Annotated in this window: 22 protein-coding genes; 11 read left to right on the top strand and 11 right to left on the bottom strand. The window is 71.1% G+C overall.

The genetic code is table 11. The features are described from left to right. The first annotated feature begins 209 nt into the window (after positions 1–209). The 4 genes from H4N64_RS18695 to H4N64_RS18710 all read left to right on the top strand — a co-directional run bounded on the left by H4N64_RS18695 (position 210) and on the right by H4N64_RS18710 (position 4,102). On the top strand, positions 210–1,061 hold the full coding sequence (locus H4N64_RS18695; RefSeq protein WP_186283489.1) for an alpha/beta hydrolase: 852 nt from the start codon (positions 210–212) through the stop codon (positions 1,059–1,061). Positions 1,062–1,146: 85 nt separating this feature from the next. Further along, complete coding sequence (locus H4N64_RS18700) at positions 1,147–2,463, top strand: histidine kinase (RefSeq protein WP_186283490.1); 1,317 nt, start codon at positions 1,147–1,149, stop codon at positions 2,461–2,463. Continuing rightward, positions 2,460–3,125 (top strand): response regulator, encoded by a 666-nt coding sequence (locus H4N64_RS18705; protein WP_186283491.1) that lies wholly within the window; start codon positions 2,460–2,462, stop codon positions 3,123–3,125. The genes H4N64_RS18700 and H4N64_RS18705 overlap by 4 nt, the downstream gene beginning before the upstream one ends. 674 nt (positions 3,126–3,799) lie before the next feature. Then, a complete protein-coding gene (locus H4N64_RS18710) occupies positions 3,800–4,102 on the top strand; it encodes a hypothetical protein (RefSeq protein WP_186283542.1) in 303 nt (100 codons plus the stop codon). Between the two features lie 47 nt (positions 4,103–4,149). On the opposite strand, the gene kynU is transcribed toward H4N64_RS18710, so the two are convergent. Both kynU and H4N64_RS18720 read right to left on the bottom strand, forming a co-directional pair. After that, positions 4,150–5,340, bottom strand: a complete 1,191-nt coding sequence (gene kynU, locus H4N64_RS18715; protein WP_186283492.1) for a kynureninase — start codon at positions 5,338–5,340, stop codon at positions 4,150–4,152. After that, the gene (locus H4N64_RS18720) at positions 5,333–6,172 is read right to left on the bottom strand and encodes a tryptophan 2,3-dioxygenase family protein (protein ID WP_186283493.1); all 840 of its coding nucleotides are present in this window, start codon (positions 6,170–6,172) and stop codon (positions 5,333–5,335) included. The genes kynU and H4N64_RS18720 overlap by 8 nt, the downstream gene beginning before the upstream one ends. Positions 6,173–6,439: 267 nt before the next feature. On the opposite strand from H4N64_RS18720, the gene H4N64_RS18725 reads away from it, so the two are divergent. The 6 genes from H4N64_RS18725 to H4N64_RS18750 all read left to right on the top strand — a co-directional run bounded on the left by H4N64_RS18725 (position 6,440) and on the right by H4N64_RS18750 (position 11,615). Further along, positions 6,440–6,862 carry a hypothetical protein gene (locus tag H4N64_RS18725; RefSeq protein ID WP_186283494.1) on the top strand — a complete coding sequence of 141 codons (423 nt, stop codon included), beginning with the start codon at positions 6,440–6,442 and terminating at the stop codon, positions 6,860–6,862. Between the two features lie 15 nt (positions 6,863–6,877). Further along, positions 6,878–7,633, top strand: a complete 756-nt coding sequence (locus H4N64_RS18730) for an ABC transporter ATP-binding protein (protein ID WP_186283495.1) — start codon at positions 6,878–6,880, stop codon at positions 7,631–7,633. After that, a complete protein-coding gene (locus H4N64_RS18735) occupies positions 7,630–8,598 on the top strand; it encodes a hypothetical protein (protein WP_186283496.1) in 969 nt (322 codons plus the stop codon). The genes H4N64_RS18730 and H4N64_RS18735 overlap by 4 nt, the downstream gene beginning before the upstream one ends. Positions 8,599–8,609: 11 nt before the next feature. Beyond that, on the top strand, positions 8,610–9,473 hold the full coding sequence (locus H4N64_RS18740; RefSeq protein ID WP_186283497.1) for a hypothetical protein: 864 nt from the start codon (positions 8,610–8,612) through the stop codon (positions 9,471–9,473). 83 nt (positions 9,474–9,556) lie between these two features. Next, positions 9,557–11,155, top strand: coding sequence for a glycosyltransferase (locus tag H4N64_RS18745; protein WP_186283498.1), 1,599 nt, complete (start codon positions 9,557–9,559; stop codon positions 11,153–11,155). Positions 11,156–11,195: 40 nt separating this feature from the next. Next, positions 11,196–11,615, top strand: a complete 420-nt coding sequence (locus tag H4N64_RS18750; RefSeq protein ID WP_186283499.1) for a DUF3151 domain-containing protein — start codon at positions 11,196–11,198, stop codon at positions 11,613–11,615. A 6-nt stretch (positions 11,616–11,621) separates the two neighbouring features. On the opposite strand, the gene H4N64_RS18755 is transcribed toward H4N64_RS18750, so the two are convergent. The 8 genes from H4N64_RS18755 to H4N64_RS18790 all read right to left on the bottom strand — a co-directional run bounded on the left by H4N64_RS18755 (position 11,622) and on the right by H4N64_RS18790 (position 19,400). Beyond that, entirely contained in the window at positions 11,622–13,070 is a 1,449-nt protein-coding gene (locus H4N64_RS18755) for an MFS transporter (protein WP_186283500.1), read from the bottom strand. Between the two features lie 59 nt (positions 13,071–13,129). Continuing rightward, a complete protein-coding gene (gene fbaA / locus H4N64_RS18760) occupies positions 13,130–14,152 on the bottom strand; it encodes a class II fructose-bisphosphate aldolase (RefSeq protein ID WP_186283501.1) in 1,023 nt (340 codons plus the stop codon). Positions 14,153–14,291: 139 nt separating this feature from the next. Then, positions 14,292–14,840, bottom strand: a complete 549-nt coding sequence (gene pyrE / locus H4N64_RS18765; RefSeq protein WP_186283502.1) for an orotate phosphoribosyltransferase — start codon at positions 14,838–14,840, stop codon at positions 14,292–14,294. Positions 14,841–14,850: 10 nt separating this feature from the next. Then, positions 14,851–15,639 carry an aldose epimerase family protein gene (locus H4N64_RS18770; RefSeq protein WP_186283503.1) on the bottom strand — a complete coding sequence of 263 codons (789 nt, stop codon included), beginning with the start codon at positions 15,637–15,639 and terminating at the stop codon, positions 14,851–14,853. A gap of 49 nt (positions 15,640–15,688) precedes the next feature. Continuing rightward, positions 15,689–16,480: an SRPBCC domain-containing protein gene (locus H4N64_RS18775; RefSeq protein ID WP_186283504.1), complete on the bottom strand. Its 792-nt coding sequence runs from the start codon at positions 16,478–16,480 to the stop codon at positions 15,689–15,691. Positions 16,481–16,531: 51 nt separating this feature from the next. Beyond that, positions 16,532–18,169 carry a polyamine aminopropyltransferase gene (locus H4N64_RS18780; protein WP_186283505.1) on the bottom strand — a complete coding sequence of 546 codons (1,638 nt, stop codon included), beginning with the start codon at positions 18,167–18,169 and terminating at the stop codon, positions 16,532–16,534. A gap of 62 nt (positions 18,170–18,231) precedes the next feature. Then, complete coding sequence (locus H4N64_RS18785; protein WP_186283506.1) at positions 18,232–18,768, bottom strand: DUF2617 family protein; 537 nt, start codon at positions 18,766–18,768, stop codon at positions 18,232–18,234. A gap of 374 nt (positions 18,769–19,142) precedes the next feature. Further along, positions 19,143–19,400 (bottom strand): hypothetical protein, encoded by a 258-nt coding sequence (locus H4N64_RS18790; RefSeq protein WP_260859789.1) that lies wholly within the window; start codon positions 19,398–19,400, stop codon positions 19,143–19,145. Between the two features lie 139 nt (positions 19,401–19,539). Between H4N64_RS18790 and H4N64_RS18795 the strand changes: the two genes are divergently transcribed. Continuing rightward, positions 19,540–20,730 (top strand): pyridoxal phosphate-dependent aminotransferase, encoded by a 1,191-nt coding sequence (locus H4N64_RS18795; protein WP_186283507.1) that lies wholly within the window; start codon positions 19,540–19,542, stop codon positions 20,728–20,730. 88 nt (positions 20,731–20,818) lie between these two features. Here the strand turns inward: H4N64_RS18795 and H4N64_RS18800 are convergent, their stop codons facing one another. Then, positions 20,819–21,349 carry a YbjN domain-containing protein gene (locus H4N64_RS18800; RefSeq protein ID WP_015658966.1) on the bottom strand — a complete coding sequence of 177 codons (531 nt, stop codon included), beginning with the start codon at positions 21,347–21,349 and terminating at the stop codon, positions 20,819–20,821. Positions 21,350–21,356: the final 7 nt, after the last annotated feature.

A 21,356-nucleotide genomic window follows, 5' to 3' on the forward strand; every position in this document is an offset into this window, starting at 1 on the left:
GGGGTGACTCTGCGGGTGGGCGACGACGTACACCTCGGCGGGCGACAGAACCGTTTACCCCTCACCGAGCGTGACATCCCCGTGTCCGCGCACGTCACGGGCCCTGATACCGTCCCCGCCAACGGCCGAATGATTCTCCTGGTCCGCCAATTCCTCCCCCAGTGCCGAAAGCCTGGGAGGTACCCCCATCGCCGCTGAGAGGTTGGAGCATGCCGGACGACGCCGCCGCAGCCCGGTCCGCCGCCGAAGAGGAGTCGGCCTTCTCGCACCCGCCCGTCGACCCCGACGCCACCGCCGCGTACGGCGACCACCCCGACCAGGTGATCGACTTCTACGCCCCGCGCGGCGAGGAGGCCATCGCCCCCCTCGTGGTCGTCCTGCACGGCGGCGCCTGGCGGGCCCCGTACGACCGCCGCCACATCACCCCGTTCGCAGACTTCCTGGCCCGGCGCGGATTCGCCGTGGCCAATGTGGAGTACCGGCGCGGTGAGGGCACCACGGCAGGGCGCTGGCCGGACACCTTCGACGACGTGGCCGCGGCCCTGGACGCCCTCCCGGCGCTCGTCCGCGAGGCGCTCCCGCAGGCCGACCCGCGCCGCACGGTCGTCACCGGCCACTCCGCCGGCGGCCACCTGGCCCTGTGGGTGGCCGCCCGGCACCTGCTACCCGCCGACGCCCCCTGGCGCACCGACCGTCCCGCCCTGCTGCGCGGTGTCGTCGCGCTCGCCCCGATCGCCGACTTCGCGGTCGCCGACAAGCTGGACGTCTGCGGCGGAGCGGCCCGCCAATTCCTCGGCGGCGACGAGGGGTTCGCCGAGCGCCGGCCGTACGCCGACCCAGCGCTGCTGCTGCCCACCGGCATCGCCACCACCCTCGTCCAGGGCCGTACGGACGTGGACGTGCCGCAGGCGGTCGCCGAGGCGTACGCGGAGGCGGCGGCGAAGGCGGGCGAGGTGGTCGGGCTGACGCTGCTGGAGGACGTGGGCCACTTCCCGCTGATCGACCCGGCGGCGGACGCGTGCGCGGTGGTGGCGGAGGAGATCGCACAGCTCGCCTGGTGAGCCGTAGTTGCCGAGGTAGTACTTGAGACGGACCCGGAAGGACCCTTCTCGCAGGTGACGACGGCGCCCCGGGCCTCCCCCTACCGTGCTGTACGTGACCGAGACGACCAGCAAATCGCACAGCCCGGAGTTCCGGCTGGCCGCGGACGCCCTGCGCGGGCTGCGGCAGGACCTGTTCCACGACGTCTTCGCCTACCGCCCGCTGCCCCGGATGAACGTGGACGGCCCGCTGACCCGTCGGCTGCCCGGCCGACTGCGGGAGAACGCGAGCTGGACGCCGCACGCCGTGATAGCCGCGGCGGCCCTGCTCACCCTGGCCATTGCGAGCATCGACACCGATGGGCCGCCCCTGCTGCTCGGTCCGCTCTGCGTGCTCCCCGTGCTGCTGACCATGGTGCGGCCCGTCGGCGCGTTCTGGCTCTCCATGGCCGCCACCCCGGTCACCGGCGCGATCGGCGGCAACTGGGGTGAGTGGCCGTGGATGCCCGGCGCCTTCGCCTGTCATCTGACGGTGCTGACGGTCGTGGCCGTGCGCACCAGGCCGCGTACGGCGGCGTGGATGTGGGCGCTGACGGCGGCGTACGGCCTGGTCGCGGAGGCCGGTTTCGGGCCGAGCTACTACTACGGCACCAACACCGGCCCCATGCTGGTCATCTCCGCGCTGGTGCTGCTCGTCGTCGCCGTCCGGCACATCCGCCGCGAGGCGAAGCAGGAGGTCACCGCCCAGCAGACGGAGACCGCGCAGGAGCGTTCCAAGCGGACCCTGCTGGAGGAGCGGACGACGATCGCCCGCGAGCTGCACGACGTGGTCGCGCACCACATGTCGGTCGTCGCCATCCAGGCGGAGGCCGCCCCCTACCGGGTGGAGAACCCGCCGCCGGAGCTGGAGCGCGCCTTCGCCACCATCCGGGAGAACGCGGTGGCGGCCCTGACCGAACTGCGCCGCGTCCTGGGCGTCGTACGCGCCGAGGACTACGAGGCGCCCGACGCCCCGCAGCCCACCCTCGGCGACCTGGACGCGCTGCTGGCCAATGTGCGGGACGCGGGTCTGAGCGTGGAGAAGACAGTGACCGGCGCGGTGCGTGAACTGCCGCAGGGCGTCGAGCTGTCGGCGTACCGAATAGTCCAGGAGGCGCTGAGCAACACCCTGCGGCACGCGCCCGGCGCGAGCGCCAAGGTGGAGATCGGTTACGTCCTCGGCGGCCTGGGCCTGCGGGTCGTCAACACCCCGCCACCGGCGCCCGCCCTGGTCAAGCCCTCACCCGGCGCCGGGCACGGTGTCACGGGTATGCGGGAGCGGGTGACGATGCTGAACGGCGAGATGACGGCGGGCACGACGGACGAAGGCGGCTACGAGGTGACGGTGTTCCTCCCGGTGCAGCTCACGGGTGACGAGGCATGACCATCCGCGTGCTGATCGCGGACGACCAGATGATGGTGCGCGAGGGCTTCTCGGTCCTGCTGAACGCGATGCCGGACATCGAGGTCGTCGGCGAGGCGGTGAACGGCCGGGAGGCCGTGGCGAAGGTCCGCGAACTCGCCCCGGACGTCGTCCTGATGGACATCCGCATGCCCGAGCTGAACGGCATCGAGGCGACGCGGGAGATCGTGGCGGCGGACGGCGCGGCGAAGGTGCTGGTGCTGACCACGTTCGACCTGGACGAGTACGTGTACCAGGCGCTGCGCGCGGGCGCGTCCGGCTTCCTCCTGAAGGACGCCTCGGCGCGCCAACTGGCCGACGGGGTACGGGTGGTGGCCTCCGGCGAGGCCCTGCTCGCCCCCTCGGTCACCCGCCGTCTGATCACCGAGTTCTCGAAACTGTCCGAGGCGCCACGGGCGTTCGCCGGGGCACAGGCGGCGTACGGCGAACTGACGGAGCGCGAGACGGAGGTCCTGGTCCTCATCGCCCAGGGCCTGTCCAACGCGGAGATCGCCGCGCGCCTGGTCGTGGCCGAGTCGACGATCAAGACCCACGTCAGCCGGATCCTGGTGAAACTGGGGCTCCGCGACCGCACCCAGGCCGCGGTGTTCGCGTACGAGGCGCGGCTGGTGACGCCGGGCTGATCAGGCCGCGAGCAGGAGGGACAGGGTGAGGAGGAAAAAGAAGAGGGCGGGGATGCCGAAGAGGTACATCGGGAGCAGCAGGGCCCTCGCCCGAGCACGAACTCCCTCTCGACGCCGTTGAAGGGGTCGCTGGGGTCGTAGACGAGCTCGACCTGTTCGCCGCGGTAGTCGTGGGGGGCGTAGGCGTACGGCCGCCCGGCGAGGTCGGTGAAGTCGTACAGGTACATCCCGTCGACGTAGTCCTTGAACGGCGCGATCACCGTGATGCCGTCCTTGGACAACCGCCACCGCGGCTTGCCGTACGGCGCCACGCGAATCGCCGTAACGCCCAGGGCGCCGCTGCAGAAGCCCCCCATCACCACCAGCACGGAGAGTTCGGGGATACCGGCCGCGGTGACGAGCACGCACAGCACGCCATGCAGCAGAACGAAGGCGAGTGAGCCGGCCCAGATCCACCGCCGCCGCTTGCGCGCGCTCTCGGAGTCGATGGTCCGGACGGTGACGAGAGAGGCCCCGTCGACCTGGCCGGAAACGGGACCGGGCAGAGCGGAGTTGACGGCCCCGGCGAAGGCCGCGCCGGCGGCCTCACCGACGTCCTCGACCCGGTGTACGGCCGGTGCGGCCCCGTACGGCGCCGCCAGCACGACCTCGACCACCCGCCCCGCACTGCGCACTTGGGCGACGGCGGCCAACGGTATGTCGGTGAAGGTCAGGCCGCCGTTCATGACGAGGCCCAGGCCTCGCCCCTCCTCTTCGTCCGTGAGGTCCGTCAACCTGCGGGGACAGTCGGGCGGTTCGGGATCCGCATGGGGCTGACGACCCCGGCACAGTCGGCGGCCTACGTGCAGATGTTGTCCACCACCGCCTACACGGCGGCCCGGGCCGACGAGGATGCCGGGGCCGCGATTCAGGCCGGCGATCCGGCAGATCGTCAGCGATCTCTCAGCCCGTCACCCGAGGGTCAGCGGCGTCCGTGAACTGGTCTCGGCGACCAGTGCGCGCGACTGACATCGAGTCCCGCCGACTACGAACCACCGACTACCTCCCCCAGCACCCGCGCCGCCCTCTCCACATCCGCGAACCCGACATACAGCGGCGTGAAGCCGAAGCGCAGGACGTCCGGGGCCCTGAAGTCGCCCACCACTCCCCGCTCGATCAGCCGCTTCATCACCGTGCCCGCGTCATCGCAGCGCAGGGCAACCTGGCTGCCGCGTTCCTCGTGGGCGGCCGGGGTCAGGGACTCGACCCTGCCCTGAGGGACGTACTCCCCGACGCACTCCAGGAAGAAGTCCGTCAGCGCCAGCGACTTGGCCCGTACCGACTCGATCGACACGTCCTCCCAGACATCCAGCGCCGCCTCCAGCGCGAGCATGGAGAGGATGTCCGGGGTGCCGACGCGGCCGCGCAGGGCGCCCGAGGCCGGTTCGTAGTCGCCGCGCATGCCGAAGGGCTCCGCGTGGGAGTTCCAGCCCGGCAAGGGGGAGTCGAAGCGGGGCTGCAGGTCACGTCGTACATACAGGTACGCCGGTGAACCCGGGCCGCCGTTGAGGTACTTGTACGTGCAGCCGACCGCCAGGTCGACCCCGTGCTCGTCCAGGCCCACCGGCAGCGCGCCCGCGCTGTGGCACAGGTCCCAGACGATGTACGCGCCCGCCGCGTGCACCGCGGCCGTCAGGGACGGCAGGTCGTGCAGGCGGCCGGTGCGGTAGTCGACGTGGTTGAGCAGGACGGCCGCGGTTCGGGGGCCGAGGACCCCCGGGACCTGCGACGGCTGTACCGGGCGCAGTGTGCAGCCCGTCATCCGGGCCGCCGACTCGGCGATGTAGCCGTCCGTGGGGAAGGTCGTCGCGTCCACGACGATCTCGTCGCGGCCCTCCCCCGCCATCCGCACCGCCGCCACAAGTGCCTTGAACACATTGACACTTGTGGAGTCGCCGACCACGATCTGCCCCGCCGCCGCCCCGACCAGCGGAGCGATCCGGTCGCCGATCCGCTCGGGCGCGGTCCACCAGCCGCTCTCCTCCCAGGACCGGATACGAAGGGAACCCCACTGCCGTAGAACGACGTCCGAGACCTGGCCGGGCACGTTCGCCGGCAGTGCGCCCAGCGAGTTCCCGTCCAGGTAGACGACCTCGTCGAGCACGAACTCCCCGCGCTTGGCGGCGAGTTCGTCCGCCGCGTCCAGCTTCTCCGCCTTGGCCGACAGCTCAGACATGGGACCTCGCCGTCCACAGCTCGGGGAAGACGTTCTTCCGGGCCCGCTTCTCCAGCCAGGCCACCCCGGCCGAACCGCCCGTACCGGCCTTCGAGCCCATCGCGCGCCGGGTGGCGACCAGGTGGTCGTTGCGCCAGCGCCACACCAGCTCCGCGACATCCGTCAGCGCTTCGCCAAGACGGGCGACCTCGTCACCCGGGTCGCCGGAGTAGACGGCCGTCCAGGCGGCCTCGACCTCGTCGGAGGGCTCGTAGCGCTGCGAGACGTCCCGCTGCAGCACGGACGCCGGGATCGCGTACCCGCGCCGCGCCAGCAGCCGCAGCACCTCGTCGTACAGGCTCGGCTCGTGCAGCGCCTTCTCCAGTTCCGCGTGGACGCGGGGCGCGCCGCGGTGCGGGACGAGCATGGACGCGGACTTCTCGCCGAGCAGGAACTCCATCCGGCGGTACATCGCCGACTGAAAGCCGGAGCCCTCGCCGAGGGCGGAGCGGTACGAGTTGAACTGGGCCGGGGTGAGCCGGCCGAGCGGCTTCCAGGAGGCGTTCAGCGCCTCCAGCTCCAGTACCGAACGCTTCAGCGCGTCGATCGCGACCGGCACCCGGTCCTCGCGCAGGGCGTGCGCGGCGGTCTCCCACTCATGGACGACGACGGTGAACCACAGCTCCATCACCTGGGTGGTGACCAGGAAGACCATCTCTCCGGGATCGTCGGAGAGGGTGTGCTGGAGGTGGGTGAGCACATCCGCCTTGACGTAGTCCTCGTACGGCGTCGTGCCGGCGAAGTCGAGATGCGGGGTCTCGGGCTCGTTCGTTTCGTGAGCCTCGTGGGACATCGCTGTCTCCTGTTGTGTACTCCGGGTAGCGGTCCGCCCCTGCCGTTACCGACACGGGGGCCCCGGTCCCCACTCGAATCCTCAGGGGTCTCCCCCGAAGAGTGCAAGGCACGACTGCATCACAGAGTGCTGGGGCGCCGATGGCCTGGTGATCTATGGTTGACCCCACTTGACGTGCGCATTACCGCCCCCTCATGATCGCGTAGCAGTTTTGATCTTGTTCACAGCCCTCCCCGATCGGGGCAAGGGCCATTTCCTGGAGCGCTCATGAGCCTCAACCATGCCCGCATACGCCGCGCCGGCGTGACCACCCTGCTGGCCGCCCTGGCCGTCGGTGCGGTCGCCTCCACCGCGTCCGCCGCGACGTGGAGCACGTCGAACCGCTACCTGAGATCCGCCGTGTCCGGCGACGAGACCAGCAACTGGTACGCGGTCGGCACCAACACGCAGTACATCACCCAGAACCTGTGCGTGACCCGCTACGGCGGCCGCATCGCCTACGACTTCAAGAAGTCGGTCACCGGCTTCGACGAGTGGGTCGCCTGGCGTGACTGGTCCTGCGACAACGACCCCTACACCAAGAGCTACGCCGGCAAGGGCAACGGCTACTACTACGCGAAGGTCGCCTCGACCCCCTCCGGCGGTGTGGTCGACGAGCTCAACCTCAAGATCTACCGCGTCACCTCCTGACTAGGAAACCCTTTCATGGCACCCGTTCTCTCCTGCCGCGGTGTGGTCAAGACGTACGGTAAACGCACCGTGCTGGACGGCGTGTCCCTGAGCGTGGAGGCCGGTCAGGTGACCGGCCTCCTCGGCCTCAACGGGGCAGGCAAGACCACTCTCATGCGCATCGCCACCGGTCTCGTCGCCCCCACCGCGGGCAATGTGCGTGTCCTCGGACAGGCGCTGCCCATCCGGCCCGCCGTACTGGCGCGCGTCGGCGCCGCCCTGGACGCCCCTGCCTTCTACCGTTGGATGACCGGGCAGGGCATGCTCCGCGTTCTCCTCGACACCGCCGGCCTGCCCGACGAGGGCCGCACCACACGTGTCCTGGAACGCGTCGGCCTGGCAGATGCCGCGGACCGCCGGATCCGGACGTACTCACAGGGCATGCGTCAGCGGCTGGCGATCGCCGCTGCCCTCATGAAGGAACCGGACCTGCTGATCCTCGACGAGCCGACCAACGGCCTCGACCCGGCCGGCGTGCGCCTGGTGCGCGGCATCATCGCCGAAGAGACCGCACGGGGTGCGGGAATCCTCATCTCCAGCCATCAACTGGACGAGATAGCCCGGCTCTGCGACAGCATCGTCATGATCTCCCAGGGCGTGGTGAGCGCGTCGGGGACCGTCGACCAGCTCGGACTGGGCGCGGCGGGCGGGCAGCAGAACCTGGAGGACTGGTTCTTCGCCCAGCAGCGGCCGATGGCGGGCACCTCCGCCGTGGAGGGCACGGACCGATGAAGTCCTGGCTGCGACTGCTCGGCAGTGAACTGCGCCGAACCCTTCCCCGCCTGCTCTCCGTGACGCTGCTCCTCCTGCTCGCGGTCGGCATCACCCTCCAGACGCTCAACGTGCAGCGCGTTTCGCACAACAACCTGGAGAACGTGCGGATCGGGCTCGCGAAGCTGACCCCGGAAGGCTGTGCCGAGGACGCCAGGAACCTCCCGGCCGACGTCCCTGCCGAGCCGTTCCTGAACGACTGCCTGGCCGGACTGGAGCGCACCCGCGCGGCATACACGGACATCGAGGCCGGCTTCGCGGCGACCGCGGACCACATGGGGCTCGCTCAGCATCCCCTCGGCGCTGTCGGCTGGGCGTTCGGCTGGCTCGCCACCGCTCCCGGTCTGCTCGCGGTACTGCTTCTCGCCGCGTTCTTCACGGCCGGTGAATGGTCACGCGGTACGGCCGTGCCCCTGCTCCTCCAGGAACAGCGGCTGTGGCGCCTTCTCACTGCCAAGGCCGCCGTGCTCTGGCTGTGGTCCCTGCTGGCCGCCGCGGCGACCTCGCTGGGGGTGTGGCTGCTGGCCGTCTCGCACACGCGGGGCGCCTTTCCGATGTACCGCCCGGTGACGTCCGACGAGGTCCTGTCCTTCGCCGTGCAGCGCGGCGGCACCGGCGTGCTGGTGCTCGCCGTGGCCTGCGCGGCCGCGGTCGCGCTCGCGGCAGTGGTACGGATGCCGTTGCGCACGGTCCTCGTGGGTGTGCTGGTCCTGGCTGTCGCCACGTGGCCCGGCACTCCGTGGCTGCCCGGTCCCGTCGTGGCGGACGGACTGGGCCTCTCGTCCGGGCTGAACGTCTACGACCATCTCTGGACCGCGGTGAAGGACTCGGCCGCTCCCGCTGTCGTACGGGCCCTGCCCTGGATCGCGTTGCTCTCCCTGGGGCTGTGGCAGGCATGGCGTACCCGTCCGCGTGACCTCGTCTGAGGGGCGGGGGCATGACACGGATGATCACTCCGCTGCGGGCAGAGGTACGGCTGGCGGCCCAACCGGCCGCCGTCCTGACCGTCCTGATCGCCGGTGCCGCGGCGGTGCGCGCGGTGTTCTGGTACCTCGACGCCGCCACGCGCGGAATGGCGGAAGCGGACCAGGGACTCGCGGCACTCGCCACTCCGGCCGGAGCTGTCCAGGCAGCCGCATGGCACCACGCCTCCCTGCTCGGCCTGGTGCTCGCCGCGCTGCTCGGCGGTGTGGTGCTGGCCGAGGGGCTGGAAAGCGGAACATGGCCGCTGGTGCGGCTGTACCAGGCCCGCGTATGGCTGTTGATGGTGCGCAAGCTCGTGGTCGTGCTGTTCCTCGGGGTGCTCAGCATGGCCGTGACAGCGGCGGTGCTGTGGACAGCCATCAGGATCTGCCAGGTCGTGGAACCTCCGGGAGGTCCACGGCATCTCTCGGCCCCGTCGGACCCGGCGCCACCGGATGTCCATCTGCCCGGGTGGGGCGACGCGTCGGCTGCCTGTGCCAAGGCCCTGCTGGTGTTGTCGTTCTTCGCCACACTCACTCTGTGCGCGGCTGCCGCCGCACGAGCCGTCATCCCCGCTGCCGTCCTGGGAGCGGGCCCCCTGGCAGCCACCCTGCCTCTGGTGACCACGGGCTGGCGTACCTGGACGCCGCACTACTGGATCGCAGCCTGGATGGAACTCCCTGACAGCACGCAGTGGAACGCGTACTGGTGGAGTTCGACCCCCGGAGCGCCGGACACCGACACGGCACTGGCCGTGCTGTGCACCTCCAGCGGCGCCCTGCTGGTGGTGACCTTGCTGCTGCTGCGTGCGGAGAGGTCACTCTCGGCACGCATATGACAGACATCCAACTGAGGCAGCTCCCGGCGCCCGTTCCTCTGAGGCCGGCGGCGACCCAGCGAAAGGCCTGTTCCGCTGCGGTCGTGCTGACGGCTCTGGCCTGCTTGCAGCAGGTCATGCTCGCCGCCGGGCTGGGGGGCTGGCTCCCCGGATACCAGCCCTGGCCGTACCTGTTGGCCGCCGCTCCGCTGTGGCTGCTGGCCCGGCCGTGGGAGGACCTGACGGACGAGCCGGTCGGTCGGGTGCCGCCGGCGGACCGGCTCCGGCGCGTGCCCGCATGGACCTATCTGCTCGGGGTGCTCCTTCTCGCCGCCGGGGTGTGGGCCGCGTTGCAGGACCACGAGCCGTACATCGGCCACGAAGAGGCGGTGTACGCCAACAAGGCCCGTTCCTGGCTGAACGGGACGCCCGACGCCGGCTGGGGCATGTACCGGCCCGTCGGGCTCCCCGCGCTGGGCGCCCTCGCTCTGGCCCTGCACAACGACGTGGGCGCCCTGCGCGCGGTGGCGCTGATCCTCGCCCTGTTCACGCTCACGGCCACGTACCTGGTCGCTGCCCGCTGGACGACACCCCGGCGGGCTGTCGTGGTCGTACTCCTCCTGCTCAGCGGGCTGGGCTTCCTGCGCCGAATACCGGAGTTCCTCAATGACATAGGGGCGACGGGCCTGCTCCTCCTCGTCGTCTTCCTCCTCGTACGCGCGCAGGAGAAGAAGGGCTCGCGCGCGCTGCTGGCTGTGCCCCTGGTCGCCCTGGCCGCCTTCTACCTGCGCTACGGAGTGGTGGGGAACCTTGCGGCGGTCTGTCTGGCCGCGCTCCTCGCCTACGGTCCGCGAGCCTGGGCCGTCCAGGGTCGCCGGCTCCTCGCGGCCGTGGCCATCGTGATCGCAGGGCTGTTCCCGCACTTCGTGTACGCGACGAAGGTCGCCGGCTGGCCGCTCGGCCTGGTCTTCTCGGCGACGGCGCAGGCCAACCGCGCCTACGTGGGCGACGGCCTCGTCTACTACCTGGCGATCTTCCCGTATCGACTGGCAGGCGACCTGGGTGCCGTGGTGATGGGCGTGGGCGTCATCGCCGCCATCGCCGCCGTACGCCGGGTCCGCCGGGCGAGGGCGCACGAACTGCGGGCGGACGACCGACGGCGGGTGTTCCTGGGCACCACCGCCCTGCTCGTCTTCGTGATCCTGGGCTTCGCCACCGACGGCGAACCGCGTTTCGTCTACCTCTCCGTCGTCCTCCTCACCGTTCTCGGTGTCGACGCCGTGGCCGAACTGACCGGCAGGCAGGCGGTGCGTGTGCTCACCGCCGTCGCCACGCTCGCTGCCCTCACGGTCCTGGGCACTGCCCAAGTCGTGGCACATGGCGCGATGCCGGGGCCGACACGCTTGGCCGCGTCCACCGTTCCAGCAGCGCGGCAGCTCGCGTCTCCCGGCCCGTGCCTGGTGGTGACGGGCTACGAGCCCGAGGTCGGCTGGTACTCCGGGTGCGATGCCGTCACGTATGCGCAGTACAAGAAGATGCGCGTACCCGCCGACACCGAGGTCAGCCTGCTCCTCTTCGAACGGGGGCGCCTGCAGCCCGGCCCCGCCGGCCTCAAGCGGCTGATCGGTGACCGGGAGCCCCTGATCCGCAGGATCCCGACCCAGGGCTCGCTCGGGACAGCCACGGTCCTCACGCTACGGTGACCACCTGAATGGCCCCATCCTCAAGTGGCAGACTGCTTCCATGACGACGCACAAGAACCTGCTCGGCGGCCCGGAACCGACGTACCTCCCGGAGAACGAAGAGGCGTACCGCCTGCTGGGCGAGGAATCCCAGCCCCCGGCCGAGGTCGCGGCGAAGCACCCCACGTTCTCGCTCGCGTGGGCGATGCTCGCCGACGACGCCTTCGAGGCGGGGCGAGTGGTCGAGTCGTACGCGTACGCGCGGACCGGCTATCACCGCGGTCTGGACTCGCTGCGCCGGGCCGGCTGGAAGGGGCACGGCCCCATCCCTTGGGACCACCGGGCCAATCGCGGGTTCCTGCGCTGCCTCGCCGCCCTCGCCCGTGCCGCCGGCGAGATCGACGAGAAGGACGAGACGGAGCGTTGCTGGCAGTTCCTCAAGGACAGCAGCGCCGAGGCGTACACCGAGCTGAAGCGGTAGTTGCCACTATCCGATGCGCCCCTTGGCTCGGTCCCCCTCCAAGGGCGGAGCGGTGATCGAGCCGTGGGTGAGGCATTCGGGGTGTCGGCAGTCCGGCGGCAGGCGTCGTACCGTCGCGAAGGCCAGGGCGGAGCCTGCCACGAGGATGCCCGCGCACCAGAGCATGGCCTGGCCGAAGGCGTCGTCGAAGGCGTCCGGCGAGCGGTAGGCGTCCTCCCCCATCCCGGTCAGCAAGGGCAGCGCGGCCACGGCGACGAGGCCGGCGGCGCGGGCGGCCGCGTTGTTGATGCCGCTGGCCAGACCCGCCCGCGCGACGTCCACGGAGGCGAGGACGGTGGCGGTGAGCGGAGCGACCAGGGTGACCAGGCCGAACCCGAAGACGAGGACGGCGGGCAGTACGTCGGCCAGGTAGGAGGCGTCCGGGCCGACGCGCAGCATCAGCAGCAGGCCGACCGCGCTCACCAGCGGTCCGACGGTGAGCGGGATCCGCGGCCCGATCCGGTCGGCCAGCTCGCCGGACCGGGCGGAGAGCAGCAGCATCAGCACGGTCGTCGGCAGCAGTGCCGTACCCGCGCCCAGGGCCGAGTAGCCGGAGACGACCTGGAGCTGGAGCGCGGCGAGGAAGAAGAACCCGCCGAGGGCCGCGTACACGCACACGGTGACCAGGTTGACGGCGGTGAACTGGCGGGACGCGAAGATGTCGAGCGGCATCATCGGGTCGGGGCGCCGCTTCTCGACGTAGCCGAAGGCGACCCCGAGGGCCACGCCCAGGGCCGCCGTGATCCAGTCCGCCTCGATCAGCGCATACGTCACCAGGGCGAGCGCCAGCGCCCCGAGGGCCGCGCCGAGCACGTCGAAGCGGCCGTGCTTGGTGCCGTCCCCGGATTCGGGGACATGGCGTACGGCGATGGGGACGCACAGCAGCGCCAGCGGCACGTTCAGCAGGAACACCCACCGCCAGCCGGGCCCGTCCACCAGCCAGCCGCCGAGGAACGGCCCCACGGCCGCCCCGATCCCGCCGAACCCGGACCACAGGCCCACCGCCCGTCCCCGGTCGTCGGGGTGGAAGGAGGCCTGGATGAGGGCGAGGGAACCGGGCGTGAGCAGCGCTCCGCCGATCCCCTGGAGGGCGCGGGCGGCGATGAGGACCCCTGCGTTCGGGGCGAGCCCGCACAGCAGGGAGGCCGCCGCGAACCAGATGACGCCGATGACGAAGATCTTGCGGCGGCCGTAGCGGTCGCCGAGTGAGCCCCCCAGCAGAATCAGTCCGGCCAGGGTGACCATGTACGCGTTGACCGTCCACTGCAACGCCGCCAGATCGGCGTCCAGATCGCGGCCGATGCGCGGCAGGGCCACATTGACGACGGTCGAGTCCAGCAGGGCCATGCTGGAGCCGAGGATGGTGGTCAGCAGGATCCAGCGGCCCTGCGGGGAGGCGAGCCGTACGTCGGGCATGACCCCAGGTATACAGCGAGCCCGGTGCCGTAGCACCGGGCTCGTCGCACAAACTCCGCTTACTTGATCTTCGTACCCGTGGAGCGCAGGTTCGCGCAGGCCTCGACGACGCGCGCGGCCATGCTCGCCTCGGCCAGCTTGCCCCAGGTGCGCGGGTCGTAGGTCTTCTTGTTGCCGACCTCGCCGTCGACCTTCAGGACGCCGTCGTAGTTCTGGAACATGTGGGCGGCGACCGGACGCGTGAAGGCGTACTGGGTGTCGGTGTCGAGGTTCATCTTCACGACGCCGTTCTCCAGCGCGGTGGCGATCTCCTCCGCGGTGGAGCCGGAGCCTCCGTGGAAGACGAAGTCGAACGGGCTCGCCTTGCCGTACTTCTCGCCGACGCCCTGCTGGAGGTCCTTCAGCAGCTCGGGACGGAGCACCACGTTGCCCGGCTTGTAGACGCCGTGGACGTTGCCGAAGGAGGCGGCCAGCAGGTAGCGGCCCTTCTCGCCCAGGCCGAGGGCCTCGGCGGTGCGCAGGGCGTCGTCGACGGTGGTGTACAGCTCGTCGTTGATCTCGTGGCTGACACCGTCCTCCTCGCCGCCGGTCGGGGTGATCTCGACCTCAAGAATGATCTTCGCGGCGGCGGCGCGGGGCAGCAGCTCCTGGGCGATGGCCAGGTTGTCGGCCAGGGTCTCGGCGGAGCCGTCCCACATGTGCGACTGGAACAGCGGGTTGCGGCCGGCCTTCACGCGCTCCTCGGAGACCGCGATCAGCGGGCGGACGTAGCCGTCCAGCTTGTCCTTCGGGCAGTGGTCGGTGTGCAGCGCGACGTTGACGTCGTACTTGGCGGCGACGATGTGCGCGAACTCGGCCAGGGCGACGGCGCCGGTGACCATGTCCTTGCTGTGCTGGCCGCCGAGGAACTCCGCACCACCGGTGGAGATCTGGACGATGCCGTCGCTCTCGGCCTCCGCGAAGCCGCGCAGCGCAGCGTGCAGGGTCTGGGAGGAGGTCACGTTGATGGCCGGGTAGGCGAACTTGCCTGCCTTCGCCCGGTCGAGCATCTCGTTGTAGACCTCGGGGGTTGCGATGGGCATCTGTCCGCTCCTTGTGATGTGCGGGTTGCGTTCTGCGTACTTACGGCCCTGACCTAGACCTGGGGAGGCGACTTCATCGTCGTCGGGCCCATCTTTCCAGACGAACCGGGATGCTCCGAGAGCTGTCTCAGGCCGGACCTCAGTCCAGTCCGAGCTCGTCCTTGGCGTACGCGTAGCGGTACGGCACGCCCGCGCCCTCTTCGATCTTCTCGGCGGCCCCGGTCGCCCGGTCGACGATCGTCGCGACGGCCACGACCTCGGCGCCGGCCTCGCGCACGGCCTCCACGGCGGCCAGCGGGGAGCCGCCGGTGGTGGAGGTGTCCTCGACGACGAGCACGCGGCGGCCGGCGATGTCCGGGCCCTCGACCCGGCGCTGGAGCCCGTGCGCCTTGGCGGCCTTGCGGACGACGAAGGCGTCCAGCCTCCGGCCCCGGGCCGCGGCCGCGTGCAGCATCGCCGCGGCGACCGGGTCGGCGCCCATGGTGAGGCCGCCGACCGCGTCGAAGTCCAGGTCGGCGGTGAGGTCGAGGAGCACCTGGCCGACCAGGGGGGCGGCCTCTCCGTCGAGGGTGATGCGGCGCAGGTCGACGTAGTAGTCGGCCTCCAGACCCGAGGAGAGGGTCACCTTGCCGTGCACCACGGCCTTGTCCTTGATCTGCTGCAGCAGCTCGCCGCGTACGTCCGTCATGCCGAACAGCTTAGAGGCGGGTCCAGCTCCAGGTGGTCGTGGCCTCCAGCGGCTCCAGCGGGGTGACCAGGCGGGGGAGCGTGTTCAGGCCGTTCGGCGGGCCGGTCTGCGGCTCCACGCACACGGCGGCCTCCTGCTCGTCGTAGACGACGACCCACTCCTCGGGGCTGGTGACCTTCAGGACGAGCTGCCCGGGCCAGGTGAGGGTGACGTCCACGCCGTCGGTCATGCCGAAGCAGTCGTCCCAGGGGCCCGGCTCGGGGTCGACGCGGTTGCCGGTGGGCAGATGGTCGGGGCCGCGCTCCTCCTGCCAGGTGGGGGTGAAGTCGAGCGTCACGTCCTCGCCGCCGAGGGTGCGGTTGAACCACGGGTGCCAGCCGATCTGGGCCGGGAAGGAGTCCGCGTACGTCTCCACCGACATCGTGAGCGTCAGCGAGCTCTCGGTGAGGCCGACGACCTGGGTGACGCGTCCGGTGTGCGGCCAGGGGTCGACGAGGTCGTACGTGATCACCGCCTCGTCCGCGGTGGTGCGGGCGGTGCGCCAGGCGCCGTCCCTCGCAGTGCCGTGGATGGCGTGGGGTGGGGAGTTCAGGGGCATCTGGACGACGGTGGCGCCGTCTCTGAAGCGGCCGTCCCTGATGCGGCCGCACCACGGGACCATCGGGAAGCAGCCGAAGCGGTCGCCCTGGCGGAGGAGTTCGGTTCCGCCGACGCGGAGTCCTCCGATACGGCCGCCGTTGCCCGGTTGTACGGTCACCTCCGCGTCGCCCGCGGTCAGCGTGATGTCTTCGTTACTCACGGGACGACCCTACTGGGGTGATCAAGAGGGCCTCCGCCTCACCGCTGTCCTATCGGCGTCTTCTGAGGACTCGGCTCACGACGATCGCGGAGGCTACGGCGAGAGCGGCCGCCGGGGCTGCCCAGCGGAGGGTGGAGGCGGGTTGGTTGGGCTGGGGGGCTGGGACGGGGGAGTAGCGGCCGCGGGGTGGGGCGTGGTCGACCTCTTCGGCGCTGCGGCCGATCATGGTGCGGCGCGCATGGGCGGCTTCGGGGGGCGCCCCGGCTTCGCCTTCGGCGGACTGGTTCCCACCCGCACTGTCCGTGCGGCTTTCGTCTTCGGGTGCGGGTGGCCCCTGTGGGGCTTCCTCGACGTCGGCGCCCGCGGGCTCCGGCGCCTCCGTCTCCTCCGGCTCAGGAAGCGTCGGCCCCGGCTCCGCCTCCATCGCCCCCAGGTTCTCCGCGAAACGGTTCAGCAGCCTTGTGACCGCCGATTGCACCTGTTCCGGCGGGAGTTGGGTGATGCGGCCGTCCGCCTTTGCCCTGGCCTCGAAGGTCAGGGTCGAGCCGTCTTCCGAATCGGTCACCCGGAGCCTCAGGGACAGTTGCACCGAGCCCGTGCCCCTCGCCTCGGCCGCCTCGCCCTCCACCTCGTACGAGCCGTCCTCGCTCGGTGTGACGGCCAGGGCGCCCCGGTACGTGATCGTGTGACCGCCCACCCGTACCCTCAGGCGGCCGCTCACCGGCGTATCCGCACCCGCGTCCTGCTGGAGCCCGGGAAGCGCCCGGGCGATCCGCGCGGGATCGGACAGCGCCTCCCTCAACCGAGCCGCGGCCACCGGAACGAACACCTCAAGCTCCATGTCAGCGGAGCCTACCCAGGACGACCGCCGCCGCACCCCCCATCGGCGTAATCAGTACCGCGGATGCACCAGCGTCGACGCCGCCAACCCCCGTACCCGCAATTCCTCCGCCGCTCTCGCGTCCTCCCGCAGCCGCCCCTCCGTCAGCGTCCGCAGGCGCGGGCCCCCCGGGGACAGGCCCAGGGAGGGGCCGCTGCCGCGGGTCGCCAGGATGAAGCCCCAGTCGTCCGGCGCGTCCGTCCGGCCGGACGAGCGGTCCGGGCCCGCCGCGAAGCCGGGATCCCTCCCCACCACGGAGTAGGGCGCCGTCCACAGGCCCGCCGCCCGCAGCGTCGACTCGACCGTCCAGAAGACGCGGGAGCGGGACGCCACCGGGCCCGCATGCACCACCAGGCGCCCGTCGTCGGTCAGCATGCGCCGGGCCAGGCCGTAGCACTCCTGCGAGTACAGCTTCGTGCTCGCCGTGATGCCCGGGTCCGGGAGGTCGGAGACGACGACGTCGTAGCGGGCCGTGGGTGTACGGCGCAGGTGGCGGAAGGCGTCCGCCGTGGTGACATGGACGCGCGGATCGTCGTACACCTGGCCGTTGAGGCCGGCGAGTGCCGGGTCCTCGCGGGCCAGGCGGACCACCTCCGCGTCCAGTTCCACGATGTCCACCCGCCGCACCCCCGGGTGCCGCAGCACCTCCCGCGCCGCCAGCCCGTCGCCGCCGCCCAGGATCAGCACCCGCTCGTGCGGGCCGTTCATCGCCGGGTGGACCAGCGCCTCGTGGTAGCGGTGTTCGTCGCGGCCGCTGACGCGGAGCCGGCCGTCGAGGTAGAGGTCGACCGGGTGGCCGTCGGTGCCTCCGGTGAGGACGACCTCCTGGACGTCGGTCTGGAGCGCCACGCGTACGTCTGCGCCGTACACCGCGTGCCGGGCGGCCCGTTCGAAGTCGTCGACGTGGGCGGCGGCCGCGGCGAGGATGCCGAGGACCGTGAGGTTGGCGGCGAGCAGCAGCAGCCGGGCGCGCCGGGTCAGGTCGCGGCGGAACAGTCCGAGGACGAGGACGCCGCCGGCCAGCGCGTTGACCGCGCCGGTGATCAGCGCGCCGGTCAACTGGCCGAGCAGCGGCAGGAGAAGGAAGGGGAAGGCGAGGCCGCCGACGAGCGCGCCGACGTAGTCCGCGGCGAACAGGTCGGCCACCGCGCCGCCCGCGTCCTGACGCCGGATGCGCTGGATCAGCTCCATCAGCAGCGGGACTTCGGCGCCGATCAGCAGGCCGATGGCGAGGGAGAAGGTGACCAGCAGCACCCGGGGCCCCTGTGCCCAGAGTCCGCCCCAGTCGCCGGTCCAGGCGAACACGCCGTACAGAGCGAGCGCGCTGCAGCCGCCGACGAGGGCGAGGACCGTCTCGATCGCGCCGAAGCCGGCGGCGGCGTGCCAGCGCAGGCGTTTGGCGACGAGCGAGCCGAGGCCCATCGCGAAGACCATGACGGACAGCACGACGGAGGCCTGGGTGACCGAGTCGCCGATCAAGTAGGAGGCGAGGGCCACCAGTTCGAGTTCGTACACGAGTCCGCAGGCGGCGCAGACGAAGACGCCCGCGAGGACCAGAAAGCGTCCTGTCCCCGGCCGGACGGGCAGCCGCGCCGGGCCGCCCCAGGTTGCCGGGGGGCCTGGCGGGGCGGGCGCGTGCGGTTCGATCACGCTGCGACGTTACGTCACGCGCCCAACACGCCTCGTCACCCACACGTGTGGAACTGGCGCCCTCAAATACCCGACGGGCTCAGGGCGCTCGCCGGAACCCGGACGCCGACCCGGGTCCGGGTCGCCACCAACTGGCCGTCCTGCGGGTAGGCGTGCCAGGTCCGCCAGTGCATCTGCCCCTCGTGGCTGTGCACCAGCAGTGCGGTGAAGGCGTGCGGGCTGCCGGGGAAGACGCCGACCAGTCCGTTGGGGCGTTCGGCGACCAGCGCCAGCAACTCCTGTGCGCGGGCCGCGAACTGACCCGGCGCCAGGACCTCGACGCGGGCGGCGAATTCGTACTCCCAGTCGCCGACCCGTTTGGCGACGCCCAGCGGGAGTGGGGTGCTGCTGCCCGGGATGCATGCCACCGTCTCCGAGCAAGTGCCCCGCTCCTCCTCCAGGAGCACCTGGTGGGACGCGCCGAGCAGTCTCAACTGCAGCTTCGCCCCGGACAGTTCGAGGTCGAGTGTGGCCAGTGCGGGGAGCGGCTCACGCCCCAGGGCCCAGGCGAGGTCGGCCGCGCTCGTGTCGGTGTAGGAGGTGTTCAGGGTCGTGAGCATGGATCGGCTCCGCTAGCACGCAAAGAAAAGGGAGATGTGGTCCGGCGCAACCCGGTCGGCACCGGAAGATCGGCCCGGTTCGGCCCGGTCGGCGAGTCAGGGGGGTGGCCGCGGGGCGTCCGAGGGGCTGCGTTGGCGATTTAGAGGGAATCATGAACGGTGGCGCCACCACAGCGCTTTTACCCAACTTCGTGGGGTTTCCATCCCTCAGGGGGCTCCCCAGCGCAACTGTTCAACCTCAGCGTGCGCCGTGTCGGCTGGGTCGCACGCCGAGGCGAACGACCGTGCCGTGGACACTGAAGCGGGGCCCGCCCCCGTGGGCGGGCCCCGCTGTCCGGATGCGGTTCCCCCTGCCGGAGCTCAGCTGCCCCGTGTCAGCTGCCTCCCCCGCATCCGCCACCGCCGCCGCAGGACGACGACGATCCGCCTCCGCAGGAGTGTCCCGAGGAGCCGCACGACGAGCCGCCGCTGTCTCCTCCGCCGGCCCACCAGCTGCTGCTGTCGTTGCTGTCGCGGCGGCCGTACGAGCGCCGGTTCCGCTGCGTCTCCTGCCGGCGGCCGGCCCCCACGAGCGCCAGCGTGACCAGACCCGCGAACAGAACCACCAGGATGATGCCGAGAGCCATGGGCATGACGTCACCCTCCTTCCGTTTCTCCGCAGCTCCCCCGAAGCGGCCCCCCGTGGGCGCCTCGCTCGCTGCGTGACCGGGAAATGCCCTCCCCGCTCACACCCGAAAGCAGAGTTGAGGAACTCCAGAGCTTCGGCGCAGGATGGCCGGCATGACCTCAAGCGCGCGTCCCCTTCTCAATCGCAGCCTCGCCGAGTTCGGAACGACGATCTTCGCCGAGATGTCGGCGCTGGCCCTGCGGACCGGATCCATCAATCTGGGCCAGGGTTTCCCCGACACGGACGGCCCCGAGGAGGTCCGGGAGGCGGCGGTGCGCGCGCTGCGCGACGGACGCGGCAACCAGTACCCGCCGGGCCCGGGCGTGCCCGAGCTGCGCACCGCGGTGGCCGCGCACCAGCAGCGGCTCTACGGGCTGACCTACGATCCGGACACCGAGGTTCTGGTGACCGCGGGCGCGACGGAGGCCATCGCCGCCTCGCTGCTGGCACTGCTGGAGCCGGGCGACGAGGTGGTGGCGCTGGAGCCGTACTACGACTCCTACGCGGCCTGTATCGCGATGGCCGGCGCCCGCCGGGTCCCCGTCACCCTGCGCCCGGCAGAGGGGCGCTTCCGGCTGGACCTGGACGAGCTGCGCGCCGCGGTCACCGACCGCACCCGGCTGCTGCTGATCAACACCCCGCACAACCCGACCGGCACCGTCCTCACCCGCGAGGAGCTGGCCGCGGTGGCGGAGCTCGCCGTGGAGCGGGATCTGCTGGTCGTCACGGACGAGGTGTACGAGCATCTGGTCTTCGACGGCGCCGAGCATCTGCCGCTGGCGACCTTCCCCGGGATGCGGGAGCGGACGGTCACGATCGGCTCCGCGGGCAAGACGTACTCGTTCACCGGCTGGAAGGTCGGCTGGGTGACCGCCGCGCCCGGCCTGGTGACGGCCGTACGCTCGGCGAAGCAGTTCCTGACGTACGTCGCCTCCGGGCCGTTCCAGTACGCCGTCGCCGAGGCGCTCGCGCTGCCCGGCTCCTACTTCGCCGACTTCCGCGCGGACATGCAGGCCAAGCGGGATCTGCTGGCGTCGGGCCTGAGGGACGCGGGCTTCGAGGTGTTCACCTCGGCGGGCACCTACTTCATCACCACCGACATCCGCCCCCTCGGCGAGTCGGACGGCTTCGCCTTCTGCCGTGCCCTGCCCGAGCGCGCCGGGGTCGTCGCCATCCCCAACGCCGTGTTCTACGACCACCGGGACGCGGGCGCGCCCTTCGTCCGGTTCGCGTTCTGCAAGCGGACCGAGGTGCTGGAGGAGGCCGTACAGCGCCTGAAGACCCTCGCGGGCTGATCCACCCGGCCCATCCGGCAAGAGCCCGCCCCTGGCACGCGACCGTGGTGGTCGGTGCCCTGGCCGGGCTCTCGTGGGTAAGACCTGATTACTCCTCGTCGCCCTCGGGCTTCTCGGCGTCGTTGATCTCCTGTTCCAGGCCGAGCTGCTCCACGAGCCACTTGTCGAACTCGATGGCGGCCCGCACCCAGCTGACCGTGGAGGAGACGAAGTGCTCCAGGCTGACTCCGGTGCCGATCAGCATCTGCGCCTCACCGATCAGGCGGACGGTGCCGTCGTCGTGGGTGTGGGTGTAGAGCTTGGGCCACAGGGTCCGCCGGTTCCAGTCGTCGATGGACTCCAGCAGCTGGGGCTTCTCGTCGATCTTGTGGGGCCGGTCGTAGAACGTCCGCACCGAGAAGACCTGCTGGTCACCCTCACCACGGAACATGAAGTACGTACGGAACTGCTCCCACGGCGCCGCGAGGTCACCCTCGTCGTCGACGACGTACTTGAGCTCCATCTGGTCGAGGAGCTGCTTCACGAGGTCCTGATCCGGGACGACGGGGCCCGCCGGTCCTTGGGGCTGCGGCTCGGGCTGGCCCCCGAAGTTCGGAATCGAGGACGGGTCGATGCTCACCGTGAAT

This window comes from Streptomyces cupreus, assembly GCF_014257025.1.
Taxonomy (GTDB): domain Bacteria; phylum Actinomycetota; class Actinomycetes; order Streptomycetales; family Streptomycetaceae; genus Streptomyces; species Streptomyces cupreus.